Annotated in this window: 11 protein-coding genes; 6 read left to right on the top strand and 5 right to left on the bottom strand. The window is 71.3% G+C overall.

The features are described 5' to 3' along the window. Positions 1 to 86 precede the first annotated feature (86 nt). Genes AB0A74_RS11165 through AB0A74_RS11155 form a run of 3 tightly spaced genes read right to left on the bottom strand, consistent with a single transcriptional unit; the run spans position 87 to position 3000 of the window. Complete coding sequence (locus AB0A74_RS11165) at positions 87 to 905, bottom strand: carbohydrate ABC transporter permease (RefSeq protein WP_358248681.1); 819 nt, start codon at positions 903 to 905, stop codon at positions 87 to 89. Then, positions 902 to 1756 (bottom strand): sugar ABC transporter permease, encoded by an 855-nt coding sequence (locus AB0A74_RS11160; RefSeq protein WP_358248680.1) that lies wholly within the window; start codon positions 1754 to 1756, stop codon positions 902 to 904. Before AB0A74_RS11160 ends, AB0A74_RS11165 begins: the two co-directional genes overlap by 4 nt. Beyond that, positions 1756 to 3000, bottom strand: coding sequence for an extracellular solute-binding protein (locus AB0A74_RS11155; protein WP_358248679.1), 1245 nt, complete (start codon positions 2998 to 3000; stop codon positions 1756 to 1758). The genes AB0A74_RS11160 and AB0A74_RS11155 overlap by 1 nt, the downstream gene beginning before the upstream one ends. Positions 3001 to 3254: 254 nt before the next feature. Between AB0A74_RS11155 and AB0A74_RS11150 the strand changes: the two genes are divergently transcribed. Genes AB0A74_RS11150 through AB0A74_RS11140 form a run of 3 tightly spaced genes read left to right on the top strand, consistent with a single transcriptional unit; the run spans position 3255 to position 9570 of the window. Next, positions 3255 to 4247, top strand: coding sequence for a LacI family DNA-binding transcriptional regulator (locus AB0A74_RS11150; RefSeq protein ID WP_343931556.1), 993 nt, complete (start codon positions 3255 to 3257; stop codon positions 4245 to 4247). Then, complete coding sequence (locus tag AB0A74_RS11145; RefSeq protein ID WP_358248678.1) at positions 4238 to 6559, top strand: glycoside hydrolase family 3 N-terminal domain-containing protein; 2322 nt, start codon at positions 4238 to 4240, stop codon at positions 6557 to 6559. Before AB0A74_RS11150 ends, AB0A74_RS11145 begins: the two co-directional genes overlap by 10 nt. Then, on the top strand, positions 6556 to 9570 hold the full coding sequence (locus AB0A74_RS11140; RefSeq protein ID WP_358248677.1) for a glycosyl hydrolase 115 family protein: 3015 nt from the start codon (positions 6556 to 6558) through the stop codon (positions 9568 to 9570). The genes AB0A74_RS11145 and AB0A74_RS11140 overlap by 4 nt, the downstream gene beginning before the upstream one ends. 58 nt (positions 9571 to 9628) lie before the next feature. On the opposite strand, the gene AB0A74_RS11135 is transcribed toward AB0A74_RS11140, so the two are convergent. Then, on the bottom strand, positions 9629 to 10591 hold the full coding sequence (locus tag AB0A74_RS11135) for an alpha/beta fold hydrolase (RefSeq protein ID WP_358248676.1): 963 nt from the start codon (positions 10589 to 10591) through the stop codon (positions 9629 to 9631). A 103-nt stretch (positions 10592 to 10694) separates the two neighbouring features. On the opposite strand from AB0A74_RS11135, the gene AB0A74_RS11130 reads away from it, so the two are divergent. The 3 genes from AB0A74_RS11130 to AB0A74_RS11120 all read left to right on the top strand — a co-directional run bounded on the left by AB0A74_RS11130 (position 10695) and on the right by AB0A74_RS11120 (position 14539). Next, positions 10695 to 11711: a LacI family DNA-binding transcriptional regulator gene (locus tag AB0A74_RS11130; RefSeq protein ID WP_358248675.1), complete on the top strand. Its 1017-nt coding sequence runs from the start codon at positions 10695 to 10697 to the stop codon at positions 11709 to 11711. A 117-nt stretch (positions 11712 to 11828) separates the two neighbouring features. Further along, on the top strand, positions 11829 to 13445 hold the full coding sequence (locus AB0A74_RS11125) for a cellulase family glycosylhydrolase (protein ID WP_358248674.1): 1617 nt from the start codon (positions 11829 to 11831) through the stop codon (positions 13443 to 13445). 5 nt (positions 13446 to 13450) lie between these two features. Then, complete coding sequence (locus AB0A74_RS11120; RefSeq protein WP_358248673.1) at positions 13451 to 14539, top strand: GDSL-type esterase/lipase family protein; 1089 nt, start codon at positions 13451 to 13453, stop codon at positions 14537 to 14539. Here AB0A74_RS11120 and AB0A74_RS11115 read toward each other — a convergent pair. Continuing rightward, positions 14490 to 14636: a hypothetical protein gene (locus tag AB0A74_RS11115; protein WP_358248787.1), complete on the bottom strand. Its 147-nt coding sequence runs from the start codon at positions 14634 to 14636 to the stop codon at positions 14490 to 14492. The two genes, AB0A74_RS11120 and AB0A74_RS11115, sit on opposite strands and share 50 nt — an antisense overlap. Positions 14637 to 14653: the final 17 nt, after the last annotated feature.

Genomic DNA, 14653 nt, shown 5'->3' with positions numbered 1-14653 from the left:
GTCTCATTACGGCGACTTCGCGGGTGACGCCGCTCTCAGGCACGGGAAGGGGGCCCGCCGCCCGGCGGGCCCCCTGGTCCGGCGTCCTACTTGCCGAAGCCCGCGGTCAGACCGCTGAGCAGGAAGCGCCGCGCGAACAGGTACACGGCGAAGATCGGCAGCACCGACAGCAGCACCGCCGCCATCAGCGCCGGCACGTTCGTCCCGAACTGGCCCTGGAAGTTCCACAGGCCCAGCGTCAGCACCCGGCTCGACTCCGACTGGGTCAGCACCAACGGGAACAGGAAGCCGTTCCACGCGTTCAACGCCGTGTAGACCACCACGGTCATGATCGCGGGCCTGGCCAGCGGCAGCACCAGGCTCATCAGCACCCGGAACGGCCCCGCCCCGTCGATCGCCTGCGCCTCGTACAGCTCGGGCGGCACCTCGCGCAGGCTGTTGGTCAGCACCAGCGTCGCCACCGGCAGCGCGAACGCCGCCGTGGGCAGGATGATCGCGGTCAGGCTGTCGTAGAGCTGCATCCTCGTGATGAGCAGGTACACCGGGATGATGGTCGCCTGCGCGGGGATCGCCAGGCCCATCAACAACAGGGTGAACCCGCGCTGCACGAACCGACCGGTGCCGCGCACCACCGCGTAGGCGCAGGGCACGCCCACCAGGAGCACGATGGCGACGGTCGCGACCGTGACGATGATGTTGTTCACCAGGTACTGGCCGAACCCGCCCTCCAACACGGACACGTAGTTGTCCAAAGTGGGCTTGGTCGGGAACTCCAGCGGGTGCGAACCCAGGTACTCCTGACGCGTGCGCAGGCTCGCCGTCACCACGTAGTACAGCGGTCCGACGACGATCACCAGCCACACCAGGGCGAAGAGCCCGGCGGGCCAGTTCGGACGTGACTTCACGAGCCCTCCTGCTGGCTGCTCATCGCGCGGAAGCCGCTCCAGCGCATGACCGCCACCGACAGCGCGGTGCCCAGCACCACCAGGACCACCGCGATCGTGCTCGCGTAGCCCATCTCGAACCCGCTGAAGCCGGTGATGTACATGTGCAGCGGCAGGATCCGGGTGGCCGTGCCGGGGCCGCCGCCGGTGAGGATCAGGACGGTGTCGAAGGTCGTCAGCGAACCGACGAGCATCAGCACCGACGACGTCACCAGCGTGTACCGCAGCTGCGGCAACGTGATGTGCAGGAACTTGCCCACCCGCGACGCGCCGTCGATGGTCGCCGCCTCGTACAGCGACGCCGGGATGGCGCGGGCCGCGCCCTGGTACATCAGCGTGTGGAACGGGATGTACTGCCAGGAGATCACGAACACCACCGTGTAGATGGCGATGTCGGGATCGCCCAGGAACTGCGTGCCGCCCGCCGCGATGCCGAAGTTCGGGTCCAGCAACGCCTGCCAGAGCAGCGCGATGGCCGCCGTGGACAGCAGCAGGGGCAGGAAGAAGATCGAGCTGAGCACCGCGCGGGACCGCTGCGGCCCGGCCGCCCAGACCCCGATCAACATCGCGATCGGGGTCTGGACCAGCCAGGACACGACCATCAGCAGCACGGTCCGCCCCACGGCGGCATGCGCCTCACCGTCGTCGACCAGGCGGGACCAGTTGGCGGTCCCGTTGAGCACGGGCGTGCCCAGGCCCTGCCACGACGTGAAGCTCAGGTACACCACGAGCACCATGGGCAGCACCGCGAACAGCGCGAAGAACCCGTAGGCGGGGACGGCGTACCAGCCGGACGGTCGCTGCGTTCGCATCAGCGCGCGGCCACCGCGTCGACGAACTGCTGCGGCGAGACCTTGCCCAGGAAGAACTCCTGGAGCTGGGTCAGCATGAACGTGGCCTTCTCGGCGGGCAGGTCCTGGTCCCAGGACAGCTGGAAGTTCTTCGCGTCCTTGACCTGGCCGTAGATCCACGTCGTGTACTCGGAGTTGGGCGCCTTGGCGAGCTTCTCCTCGACCCCGACGACGGCCGGCACGTCACCGGCGTCGATCAGCGCCTGCACGTAGGAGTCCTCGTGCAGCGCGGTGGAGACGAACTTCTTCGCCGCCTCGACCTGGGAGGAGCCCGAGGTCACCGAGTAGTAGTTGCTCGCGTTGCCGACCACGTTGCCAGGATCGCCCTTGCCGCCGGCGATCGACGGGAACGCCACCCAGCCGAGGGACCCCTTCTTGACGAAGTCGGGGCTCTGGCCGAGCTGGTTGACGTACTCCCACGAACCCATGAGGTGCATGGCGGCCTTGCCCTGCGCCAGGATGGTCGACGCGCCGCCGACGTCGTAGCCGACGGAGGCGAAGTTGGTGCCGAAGCCGCCCCGGTCGATCAGCTCCTTGAGCTTGGTCAGCGACTCCAGCACGGCCGGGTCCTTCCAGCCCTGGCCCTTGCCGTCGCGGATGTTGCGGAACACCTCCGGGCCGCCGACGCGGTCCAGGACGTACTCGATCCACATCAGCTCGGTCCACGCCTGCGAGCCGGCCAGCGAGATCGGCTGCACGCCCTTGGCCTTGAACGTGTCCACCAGGGACAGCAGGTCGTCCCACGTCTTCGGCGGCTGCGCCCCCGCGGCGGCGAAGACCTCCTTGTTGAAGAACAGCAGGACCGGCTGCATACCCCGCATCGGGATGCCGTAGTACTTGCCGTCGATCTTGGCGCCGTCCAGCACGCTGGGCAGGAACGCGTTCTTGAGCGCGCTGTTCTGGTCGAGCACCGGGGTCAGGTCGGCGATCTTGCCGGCGTCGACGTACTCCTTGAGGTTGCCGCCGCCCCAGTTGAAGAACACGTCCGGCGCGTTCGGCGAGCCGATCGCGACCCGCAGCTTCTGCTTGTACGGGTCGTTGCCGAACGTCTCCAGCGACGCGTTGCCGCCGCCGGACTTGAAGAAGTCGATCGACTTCTGCTCGATCGGGTTGAGGACGGGGTCCTGGAGCGCCCACACCTTCACCCCGCCCGCGCCGGGTTCGGCCGGACCGGCCGTGCCACACGCGGAGACCACTGCTGCCACGGCGACGAGCCCTGTGGAAATCAGGGTTCGCATCCATGATCGGCGGGACATGCGACCGCCACCCTTCTGCCACGCTGCGGATTGTTCGCGGCGTCGAAACATTTCGAAACATCCACGACTTGCGGGAACCCTAGGCAGGTGAACAACCCGTGTCAAGGGTCACCTCGGGGTGTCGTATTGAGACGTTTCCGCTGGTTTCCGCAGGTCGTCACGACGCTATTGAGTTTCGATCCGGTTTCGATACTATCGGCCGCATGCGTCGAGCCACATTGGCCACGATCGCCGCGGCAGCCGGGGTGTCGCTCCCGACGGTGTCCAAGGTCCTCAACGGCAAGGACGACGTCGGACCCGAGACCAGGGCCCGCGTGCGGCGCCTGCTGGCCGAATACGACTACGTGCCGGTGGGCGCGCGCCGGGCCTCCGGCCAGCTCCTGGTGGACCTCGTGTTCACGGCCCTGGACAGCCCGTGGGCGGTCGAGATCATCCGCGGGGTGGTGGACAGCGGCCTGCACGTGGTCGTGTCCTCCGCCGCCGGCCAGCGCGGCCACTCCTCCTGGGCCGCGTCGCTGGTCGACGCCAAGCGCGCGGGCGCGCTGCTGGTGACCTCCCAGCTCACCGCCGCCGACCGGCGGGTGCTGGCCGGGTCGCGCATCCCCGTCGTCGTCATCGACCCGGTCGACCTGCCCAACCCGGACGTGCCCAGCGTCGGCGCGACCAACTGGGCGGGCGGCCTGGCCGCGACCGAGCACCTGATCCGGCTGGGCCACCAGCGGGTCGCGGTCATCGGCGGACCGGCCGGGATGCTGTGCAGCCGGGCCCGGGTGGACGGCTACCGCGCCGCGCTGGACCGCGCCGGCCTGCCGTTCGACCCCGCCCTGGTGCGCCACGGCGACTTCAAGCACGAGGGCGGCTTCCGGTGCGCGTCGGAGCTGCTGCGCCTGCCGGACCGGCCCACGGCCGTGTTCGCGGGCAACGACGAGCAGGCGCTGGGCGTGATCGAGGCCGCCCGCGTCGCGGGCCTGTCCGTCCCGAACGACCTCAGCGTCGTCGGGTTCGACGACTTACCCGTCGCGGTCTGGTCGTCGCCGGCCCTGACCACCGTCCGCCAGCCGCTCACCGAGATGGGGCGGCACGCGGGGCGGATGCTGGCGGACCTGATCGCGGGTCGCCCGGTGGAGACCGAACGGGTGGAACTGGCCACCGAACTCGTCGTCCGATCGTCAACGAAGGAGCCTCCGTGCACGTGAACACCTGGGCCGACCCGGGCCGACCGACCGGCGAGCGCGTCGCCGCGCTGCTGGCCGAGATGACCCTGGAGGAGAAGCTGGCCCAGCTGGTGGGCGTGTGGGTGGGGGTGACGGAGGACGACGAGGAGGTGGCGCCGGCGCAGCACGAGTTCGCCGAGCCGCTGCCGCCGTGGGACGAGCTGACCAAGCCCGGCCTCGGGCAGCTCACCCGCGTGTTCGGGACCCGGCCGGTGGACCCGCTGGTCGGCGCGCGGGTGCTGGCCGAGACGCAGCGCCGGCTGGTGGCCAACAACCGGTTCGGCATCCCGGCGATGGCGCACGAGGAGTGCCTGTCGGGGTTCACCGCGTGGCGGGCCACCGTGTTCCCCACGCCGCTGGCCTGGGGCGCGTCGTTCGACCCGGTGCTGGTGGAGCGGATGGCCCGCGAGGTCGGGCTGTCGATGCGCGAGGTCGGCATCCACCAGGGCCTCGCGCCGGTGCTGGACGTGACCCGCGACCCGCGGTGGGGGCGCACCGAGGAGACCATCGGCGAGGACCCGTACCTGGTGGGGCTGCTCGGCGCGGCCTACACGCGCGGCCTGGAGTCCACCGGGATCGTCGCGACCCTCAAGCACTTCGCCGGGTACTCGGCCTCGCGCGGCGGGCGCAACCACGCGCCGGTGCACATGGGGCGGCGCGAGTTCGCCGACGTGGTGCTGCCGCCGTTCGAGATGGCGTTGCGGGAGGGCGGGGCCCGGTCGGTCATGCACTCCTACGCCGAGGTGGACGGGGTGCCGCCGGCGTCGGACACCTCGCTGCTGACCGGGCTGCTGCGCGAGGAGTGGGGCTTCACCGGGGTGGTCGTCGCGGACTACTTCGGGGTGTCGTTCCTGGAGACCGCGCACGGGGTCGCCGGGTCGCCGGGCGAGGCGGCGGCGCTGGCGCTGGCCGCGGGCGTGGACGTGGAACTGCCCTCGGTGCGCTGCTACGGGCACCCGCTGGCGGACCTGGTGCGCTCCGGGGCCGTGCCGGAGTCCTTGGTGGACCGCGCGGTGGTGCGGGTGCTGACCCAGAAGTGCGAGCTGGGGCTGCTGGACCCGGACTGGTCCCCGGACTCGCCCGCGGTGGTGCGCGGCGAGCCGGTGGACCTGGACCCGCCGGCGCTGCGCGAGCTGGCGCGGGACATGGCGGAGCGGTCGGTCGTGCTGCTGGACAACTCCAGCGGGGTGCTGCCGTTGAACGCCAAGAAGGTCGCGGTGGTCGGGCCGTGCGCGGACGACGTGCTGTCGCTGATGGGCTGCTACGCGTTCCCGAACCACGTGGGCGTGCAGCACCCCGAGGTGGCGCTGGGGATCGGGATCGCCACGTTCGTGGAGGCGTTCCGGGCGGAGTTCCCGGCGGTGGACGTGGTGACCGCGCAGGGCTGCGAGGTCTCCGGCGACGACCGCTCGGGGATCGCCGCGGCGGTGGAGGCCGCGGCCGACGCCGACGTGGTGGTCGCCGTGCTGGGCGACCGGGCGGGGCTGTTCGGGCGGGGGACGTCGGGCGAGGGGTGCGACGCGGAGGACCTGTCCCTGCCCGGTGTCCAGGGCGAGCTGCTGGAGGCGCTGCTGGCCTCCGGGAAGCCGGTGGTGCTGGTGCTGCTGGCCGGGCGGCCCTACGCGCTGGGCGGGTACTCGCCGGCGGCGGTGGTGCAGGCGTTCTTCCCCGGCGAGGAGGGCGCGGGCGCGGTCGCCGGGGTGCTCAGCGGGCGGGTCAACCCGTCGGGCAAGCTGCCGGTGAGCGTGCCGCGCGGGTCCGGCGGGCAGCCGACCACCTACCTGCGGCCGATCCTGGGCGGGCCGGGCGGCATCAGCTCGGTGGACCCGTCGCCGCTGTACGCGTTCGGGCACGGCCTGTCCTACACCTCCTTCGAGCTGTCCGGGTTCGAGGCCGGGGACTCGCTGCCCTCCGACGGCGAGGTCGTCGTCTCGACGGTGGTGCGCAACACCGGGTCCCGGGACGGGGCCGAGGTGGTGCAGCTGTACCTGAACGACCCGGTCGCCAGCGTGACGCGGCCGGTGCGCCAGTTGGTCGGGTTCGCGCGGGTGCCGTTGGCGGCGGGCGAGGCGGCGCGGGTGTCCTTCCGGCTGCACGCCGACCGGACCTCGTTCACCGGCCGCGACGGGCGACGGGTGGTCGAACCGGGCGAGCTGCGGCTGCTGGTCGGGACGTCGAGCGAGGACATCCGCTGGGAGAAGTCGGTTCAGCTCACCGGTGAGCCCAGGGTCGTGGGGCACGACCGCGTGCTGGTGACCCCGGTCGACACCACGCCACACGGAGGCGGCCGATGAAGGTGTTGTCCCTGTTGTTGCCGTTGGCGTTATTAGTGCCCGCGGTGCCGACGGCGGAGGCCGAGCCGGTCGCGCAGTCGCGGACCGAGGGGTACGTGGTCGACGTCGGCGGGCCGAGCCGGTTCCCCTTGGCGTCCAAGGGGAGGGTCGCGCCGCTGGTCGTGAGCCCGGACGACTTCCCCGGTGTGGTGCGGGTCGTCGGGGACCTGCGCGACGACGTCGAGCGCGTCACCGGCGTGCGGCCGGTCGTGCGCGACGACGTCGTGGACGGCGCGGTCATCGTCGGCACGGTCGGCCGCAGCCCGCTGGTGGACGACCTGGTGCGGCGCGGCAAGCTCGACGTGTCGGGGTTGCGGGGCAAGTGGGAGACCTCGGTCCAACAGGTCGTGCAGAACCCGTCGCCGGGTGTGCGGCGCGCCTTGGTGATCGCCGGCAGCGACCAGCGGGGCACGATCTACGGCGCGTACGACGTCTCCCGGGAGATCGGGGTGTCGCCCTGGTACTTCTGGGACGACGTCCAGCCGCGCAAGCGCACCGAGCTGCACGTGCTGCCCGGACGGCACAGCCAGGGCACGCCGGCGGTGAAGTACCGCGGCTTCTTCATCAACGACGAGAACCCGCAGCTGGGCCGGTGGGCGCCGAAGTTCTTCGGCAACGGGCACGCGCCCGGGTTCCCGAACGGCTTCAACCGCCACTTCTACGCCAAGGTCTTCGAGACCATGCTGCGCCTCAAGGCCAACTACCTGTGGCCGGCGGTGTGGGGACGGGCGTTCGCCGAGGACGACCCGTTGAACCACCGGACGGCCAAGGAGTACGGCGTCGTCATGGGCACCTCGCACGAAGCGCCCATGATGCGCGGCATCGAGGAGTGGAACCGGCACGCGCGGCCCGGCGTGTCCGACCCCTACGGCGGCAACGGCGACTGGAGCTTCCGCCGCAACCAGGACGCCATCAAGCAGTACTGGACCGATGGCGTCAAGCGCATGAAGGAGCAGGACTTCGAGGGCGTCGTCACCCTCGGCATGCGCGGCAACGGCGACGTCAGCCTGCCCGACGGCGACGGCATCGAGCTGATGCAGGAGATCCTGACGTCCCAGCGGGAGATCCTCGCCCGCGAGGGCATGACGGACGTGCCGCAGGTGCAGACGCTCTACAAGGAGGTCCAGCGGTACTGGGACCAGGGGCTGCGCCCGCCGGACGACGTGACCGTGGTGTTCTGCGACGACAACTGGGGCAACATGCGCAAGCTGCCCGCGCGGGACCTGCCGCCCCGGTCCGGCGGCTACGGGCTGTACTACCACTTCGACTACGTCGGCGGTGGCCGCAACTACAAGTGGGTGGACACCAACCTGCTGCCCAACATCTGGGACCAGCTCAACCAGTCCTACCAGTACGGCGTCGACCGGCTCTGGGTGGTCAACGTCGGCGACCTGAAGAACAACGAGCTGCCGCTGCAGTTCTTCCTGGACTACGCCTGGAACCCGAACCGGTGGCCGCTGGAGAAGCTGGGCGAGTGGGAGCGGCGGTACGCGGCGCAGAACTTCGGCGCGGCGCGCGCGGCCGGTATCGCGTCGGTGCTGCGCGACTACTCCAAGCTCCAGTCCGACCGCAAGCCCGAGCTGCTCAACCGCAGGATCAGCGGCGAGGGCACGACCGTGGTCTACGACGACCAGGCCACGCCGTTCAGCCTGACCGACTACCAGGAGATCGAGCGGGTCACGGCACAGTGGCAGGAGCTGGCCGAGCGGGCGGAGCGCATCAAGCGGTCGCTGCCGGCGTACCTCCAGGACGGCTACCACCAACTGGTCTACTACCAGGTGAAGGCGTCGGCGAACCTGTACGCGCTGCGGTTGGCGGAGTTCAAGAACCTGCTCTACGTCGCGCAGGGGCGGGCGTCGGCCAACGCGTTGGCGGCGGAGACCGAGGCCCGGTTCGCCGACGACCAGGCCATGTCGGACTACTACAACACCGTGCTCGCCGGCGGGAAGTGGCAGGGTTTCCAGACCCAGCCCAAGATCGGGTACGGCGACGTCGCCCGGTACGGGCCCAACGCGCCCTGGCAGCAGCCCGAGCTGAACCACGAGGCGTTGCCGGACGAGGTCTTCCCGGCGGTGAAGCGGATCGAGCTGCCGGCGGTGGCCGAGATGGGTGTCGCGGTGGACGGGTCCGACCAGTGGTGGCCCGCGTCCTCGGCGACTGCCGTGCTGCCGGAGTTCAGCCGGTGGCAGTCGCAGCCGGGGCAGTTCGTGGACGTGTTCAACCGCGGGTCGGTGCCGTTCGACTACTCGGTGACCACCGAGCCGTGGGTCCGGGTGGACCGTCCGAAGGGGACCGTCACCGAGCAGACCCGCTTGCAGGTCCGCGTCGACTGGTCGAAGGCCCCGGCCGGTCGCACGACGACCCCGATCACGATCACCGGCGCCGGCCGGACCGTGCGGGTGGACGCGGTGGTGGACAACACCCCGTTGCGGCCACGGGGTTTCGTGGAGGCCAACGGGTACGTGTCGATGGAGGCCGCGCACGCCACCCGGATGGTCGGCGGTGACGGCGTGCGGTGGCAGGTGATCCACGACCTGGGCCGCACGGGCGACGGCGTCGAGCCGTTCCCGGTCACCGCGCCGAGCCGCGACCCCGACGGGCCGCGGCTGGAGTACGAGCTGACGCTCAGGACCGGCGGACCGGTGACCGTGTGGGCCCACCTGTCCCCGCGCAACCCGGTGCTGTCCGGCGGCGGCCTGCGGTACGCGGTGTCGTTCGACGGCCAGGCGCCGCAGGTCGTGGACATCACGGCGGCCACCGGGGCCAACGACACCACGATGAACAAGCAGTGGGAGCGCAACACGTCCGACAACGTCAACCGGACCGCCACCCGCCACGAGTTGGGTGCCGGCGTCCACACCCTGAAGTTCTGGATGGTGGACCCGACCGTGGTGGTGCAGAAGCTGGTCGTGGACACCGGCGGGCTCAAGGCCAGCTACCTGGGGCCGCCGGAGAGCAAGATCGTCCACTGACCGGGCAGGGCCGTGAGGGGGCTATGGCGGTGGTCCCCTCGCGGCCCGTCCTTCGCGCTCAGAGGTGCGCGTGCAGGTGACGCAGTTTCGTCTCGTCGTGCGTCCTCGGGGTCTGGTGGCCGCTGAACGGGAAGACCGCGATGTCCTTCGGGGCGCGGATCTCGTTGTAGGCCGCGTAGACAGTGGACGGCGGGCACACCTCGTCCATCAGGCCCACGCTCATCAGCGTGGTCGCGGTGACGCGGCGGGCGAGCAGGGCCGCGTCCACGTAGCGCAGGGTGTCCAGGGCGGCGGGGATCAGGGTCGTCTGGTGGGCCAGGAACTGCGAGATCTCCGCGTACGGGTCGGCCGCCGTGATGGTGACGGCCCGCTGGAAGTCGCACAGGAACGGCACGTCCGCGTGGCACACCTTGACGGCGTCGCCCTGGAGAGCCGCCGCGGCCAGCGCCAAGCCGCCGCCCTGGCTGCCGCCGGAGACGGCGACGCGGCTCGGGTCCACGCCGGCCAGAGAGGCCGCCGCCTCCACGGCCAGCGCGGCGTCGGTCATCAGGCGGGTGTAGTAGTAGGTCTCCGGGTCGGCGATGCCCCTGGTCATGACGCCCGGGAACTCCGGGCCGGCCGGGCCGGAGTCGGCGGTCTGGCCCGTGGACCAGCGGCCTCCCTGGCCCCGCGTGTCCATCACGAACACCGCGTAGCCGGCGGACGGCAGGAGCACGTGGTCCGCCGGGAGGCCTCGCCCGCCGCCGTAACCGATGTACGTCACCACCGTGGGCAGGTCGGCGTCGGTCGGCGGGCGCAGGTACCAGGCCTTGACCCGGTCGCCGTTCGCGCCGGAGAACTCCGCGTCCCACACCCGCAGCGGGCCGTAGACGTCCTCGCCGTACCGGGTCAGCGTCGGGGGCCGCGACAGGGCGCGGGCCGCGTCGAGGCGTTCGCGCCACCAGGCGTCCAGGCCCGCCGGCTCCTCGGTGGCGGTCCGGTAGGTCTTCAGCTCGGCTTCCGGCAGGTCGAACCAGGGCACCTCGATCTCCCTTCGGGAGCTGTTAAGCGGTTAATCACAGTAGTGGAGCATCCGGGGGTGGCGCCGGTCTAGACTCGGCGATCACCCTGGCAAGGAGGCGCGGGTGGGAGCTAAGCGTCCGACCATCTCGGACATCGCCAAGGCCGCCGGCGTGTCGACCGGAGCGGTGTCGTACGCGCTGAACAACCGGCCCGGGGTGTCCGAACCGACCCGGCGGCGGATCATGGACATCGCCGACCGGCTCGGGTGGGTGCCCAGCAGCGCGGCGCGGTCGCTGAGCGACGGGCGGGCCAACGCCATCGGGCTCGTGGTGGACCGGCCGGCCCGGGTGATCGGCGTCGAGCCGTACTTCATGCAGTTGATCGCGGGCATCCAGGGCGCGTTGGCGGGCGGTCCCACGGCGTTGTTGTTGCAGGTCACCGACAACGCGCAAGCCGAGCTGGCGGCGTACCGGCGCTGGTGGGGCGAGCGGCGGGTGGACGGGGTGCTGCTGGTCGACCTGGTCGAGGACGACCCGCGGGTGGAGCTGGTCCGCGAGCTGCGGCTGCCGGCGGTGGTGCTGGGCGAGCCCGTGGTGGCCGACGTGCCGTGCGTGTGGACCGACGACGAGGCCGCGGTGGCGGAGGTGCTGGAGTACCTGGTCGCCCTGGGGCACCGGCGCGTCGTGCGGGTGGCCGGGCCGACCCGGTTCGTGCACACCCGGACCCGGTCCCGGGCGTTCACCTCGGCGGCGGCCCGGCTGGGGCTGGGCGAGGCGCGGATCGTGCACACCGACTACTCCGACGAGGCGGCGGCGCGGGTGACGCGGCGGGTGCTGACCGGCGGCGACCCGCCCACGGCGCTGGTGTTCGACAACGACGTGATGGCGGTGTCCGCGCTGGGCGTGGCGCACGAGCTGGGGTTGTCGGTGCCCGAACAGCTCTCGCTGGTGGCGTGGGACGACTCGGCGCTGTGCCGGCTGGTGCGCCCGGCGCTGTCGGCGGTGCGGCGGCCGATCGCGGAGCGCGGCGCGGCGGCGGTCCGGCTGTTGCTCGACGTGATCGCGGGGGAGGCCGTGGACCACGTCAAGACCTCCGACCCCGAGCTGGTGCCGAGGTCGAGCACGGGGCCCGCGGCCTGATCCGAGCAATCTTCGCGTTAGCCCGCCCGTTGACACTTAAGCGGTTAATTGCTTTGGTGTGGGAGCGCTGCCCTGCGCTCGCCCGTGTCAGTGTCGACGACTACGCGAGGAACACCCATGCGCAAGCGATTCACCACGGTCGGCGCCGCCATCGCCGCCTTGGTCCTCTCCCTGCTCACCGCGGCGCCGCCCGCGTCGGCGGCCACCGGGTTCTACGTCAGCGGCGGCAAGCTGTACGAGGCCAACGGCAACGAGTTCGTCATGCGCGGCGTCAACCACGCCCACACCTGGTACACCGGCCGCACCGCCCAGGCCCTCAAGGACGTCAAGGCGCTGGGCGCGAACACCGTCCGCGTCGTGCTCTCCAGCGGCGACCGCTGGACCCGCAACGACGCCGCCGACGTGGCCAACGTCGTCAGCCAGTGCAAGGCGAACAGGCTGATCTGCGTGCTGGAGGTGCACGACACCACCGGCTACGGCGAGCAGAGCGGCGCGGTCAGCCTGGCCAGGGCGGTCGACTACTGGATCGGCATCAAGAGCGCGTTGGCCGGCCAGGAGCAGTACGTCATCCTCAACATCGGCAACGAGCCGTACGGCAACCAGGGCTACTCCACCTGGGCCGCCGACAACAAGGACGCCATCGCCCGGCTGCGCGCGGCCGGCTTCCAGCACACGATCATGGTGGACGCCCCGAACTGGGGCCAGGACTGGTCGTTCACCATGCGCGACAACGCCGCCTCGGTGTTCGCCGCCGACCCGGCCAAGAACGTCGTGTTCTCCATCCACATGTACGGCGTGTTCGACACCGCCGCCGAGGTCGACGACTACCTGGGCCGGTTCGTCAGCGCCGGCCTGCCGATCGTGGTGGGCGAGTTCGGCCACGACCACTCCGACGGCAACCCCGACGAGGACACCATCTTCGCCACCACCCGGCAGCGCGGCCTGGGCTACCTGGCCTGGTCGTGGTCGGGCAACGGCGGTGGCGTCGAGTACCTCGACCTGGCCGTGAACTGGGACCCGGTGAACCTGTCGCCGTGGGGCCAGCGGGCGTTCAACGGGGCCAACGGCATCAAGGCCACCTCCAGGGAAGCCACGGTCTACGGCGGCGGTGGCGGCGACGACCGGGCCCCGACCGCTCCCGGCACGCCCACGGCGTCCGGCGTGACCTCGAACTCCGTGACGCTGTCGTGGGCCGCCTCGACCGACAACGTCGGCGTGACCGGCTACGACGTGGTGCGGGTCAGCGGCGCCACCGAGTCCCCGGCGGCCTCCGCCACGACCACGTCGGCCACGGTGACCGGGTTGTCGGCCTCGACGGCCTACACCTTCGCGGTCTACGCGCGTGACGCCGCCGGCAACCGGTCCACCCGGTCCGGCACGGTCGCGGTGACCACGCAGCCCGGTGGCGGCGGCGGGTCGTGCGCGGTGGCGTACAAGGTCGCGGGCCAGTGGCAGGGCGGCTTCCAGGGCGACGTGAAGATCACCAACACCGGGTCCGCCGCGGTCAACGGCTGGACCCTGAAGTGGACCTACGCCAACGGTCAGACGGTCACGCAGAGCTGGGGCGCGTCCCACGCGCAGTCGGGCGGCAGCGTGACCATGACCAACGCCTCCTACACGGCGAACATCCCGCCGGCGGGCTCGGTCAGCCTCGGGTTCATCGGCACGTGGAACGGCACCAACTCCGTGCCCACGTCGTTCACCCTCAACGGCGCGACCTGCGCGACGGCGTGACGGCGATGCGGAAGAACGGTGCTGTAGCGGCGTTGTTGGGGGTGTTGGCCGCCGTCGTCGCGTTGGTGGTGGCCGCACCCGGTCAGGCCGCACCGGTCGTCGCCCCGGCGGCGGACCCCGTGCGGATCATGGCGTTGGGCGACTCGATCACCGGCTCGCCCGGGTGCTGGCGGGCCTTGCTCGACCGGGACCTGCGGGCGGCGGGGCACACGGGCATCGACTTCGTGGGCACGTTGCCGGGGCAGGGTTGCGGGTTCCCCTACGACGGTGAGAACGAAGGGCACGGCGGGTTCCTGGCGACCAACGTCGCCGACCAGAACCAGCTCGTCGGGTGGCTCGCGCAGACCCACCCGGACGTCGTGCTGATGCACTTCGGCACCAACGACGTCTGGAACAACCGGTCACCGGCGACGATCCTGGCCGCGTTCGGCAAGCTCGTCGACCAGATGCGGGCCGACAACCCGGACATGAAGGTGCTCGTCGCGCAGATCATCCCGATGAACCCGGCCAACTGCGCCGAGTGCGCGCAGCGGGTGGTCAACCTCAACGCGGCGATCCCGGGCTGGGCGGCGGCGAAGTCCACCGCCCGGTCGCCGGTCACCGTGGTCGACCAGTGGACCGGGTTCTCGACCTCCGCCGACACCGGGGACGGCGTGCACCCCAACGCCTCCGGCGACCGGAAGATCGCCGGCCGGTGGTTCCCGGCCGTGGTGAACGCACTCGGTTCGGCACCGCCGACCAGCACGACCACCAGCACGACCACCACCACCACCACCACCACCACGCCGCCGGGTTCGACGTGCGACGCCGTGGTGAAGGTGGTCAACAAGTGGCAGGGCGCGTTCCAGGCCGAGGTCACCTTCACCAACCGGGGCACGACGCCGGTGTCCGCCTGGTGGGTCCGGTTCACGCTGGCCCAGGGCATGTCGGTGGCGCAGGTGTGGAACGGGACGGTGAGCCGGACCGGGAACGACGTCACCGTCCGGCACGCCGGCTGGAACTCGCAGGTCGGGCCCGGCGGCTCGGCCACCGCCGGGATGATCGTCAACGGCGACCCGACCGGCTGGACCCCGGCGCCGGTCTGCGGGTCCTGAGTGGACGCTGCCGGTCGCGGGTGTCGTGGCCGCGCCAGTACGCCTCGACGACGGTGCCGAAGTCGTAGCCGCCGACCAGTTCGGACAGCTCGGCCATGCGCTGCCGGATGATGT

Source organism: Saccharothrix sp. NPDC042600 (assembly GCF_040647305.1).
GTDB lineage: Bacteria > Actinomycetota > Actinomycetes > Mycobacteriales > Pseudonocardiaceae > Actinosynnema > Actinosynnema mutabilis.
Note: the sequence above shows the minus strand (reverse complement) of the source record. Positions and strands in the feature narration are given on the sequence as shown.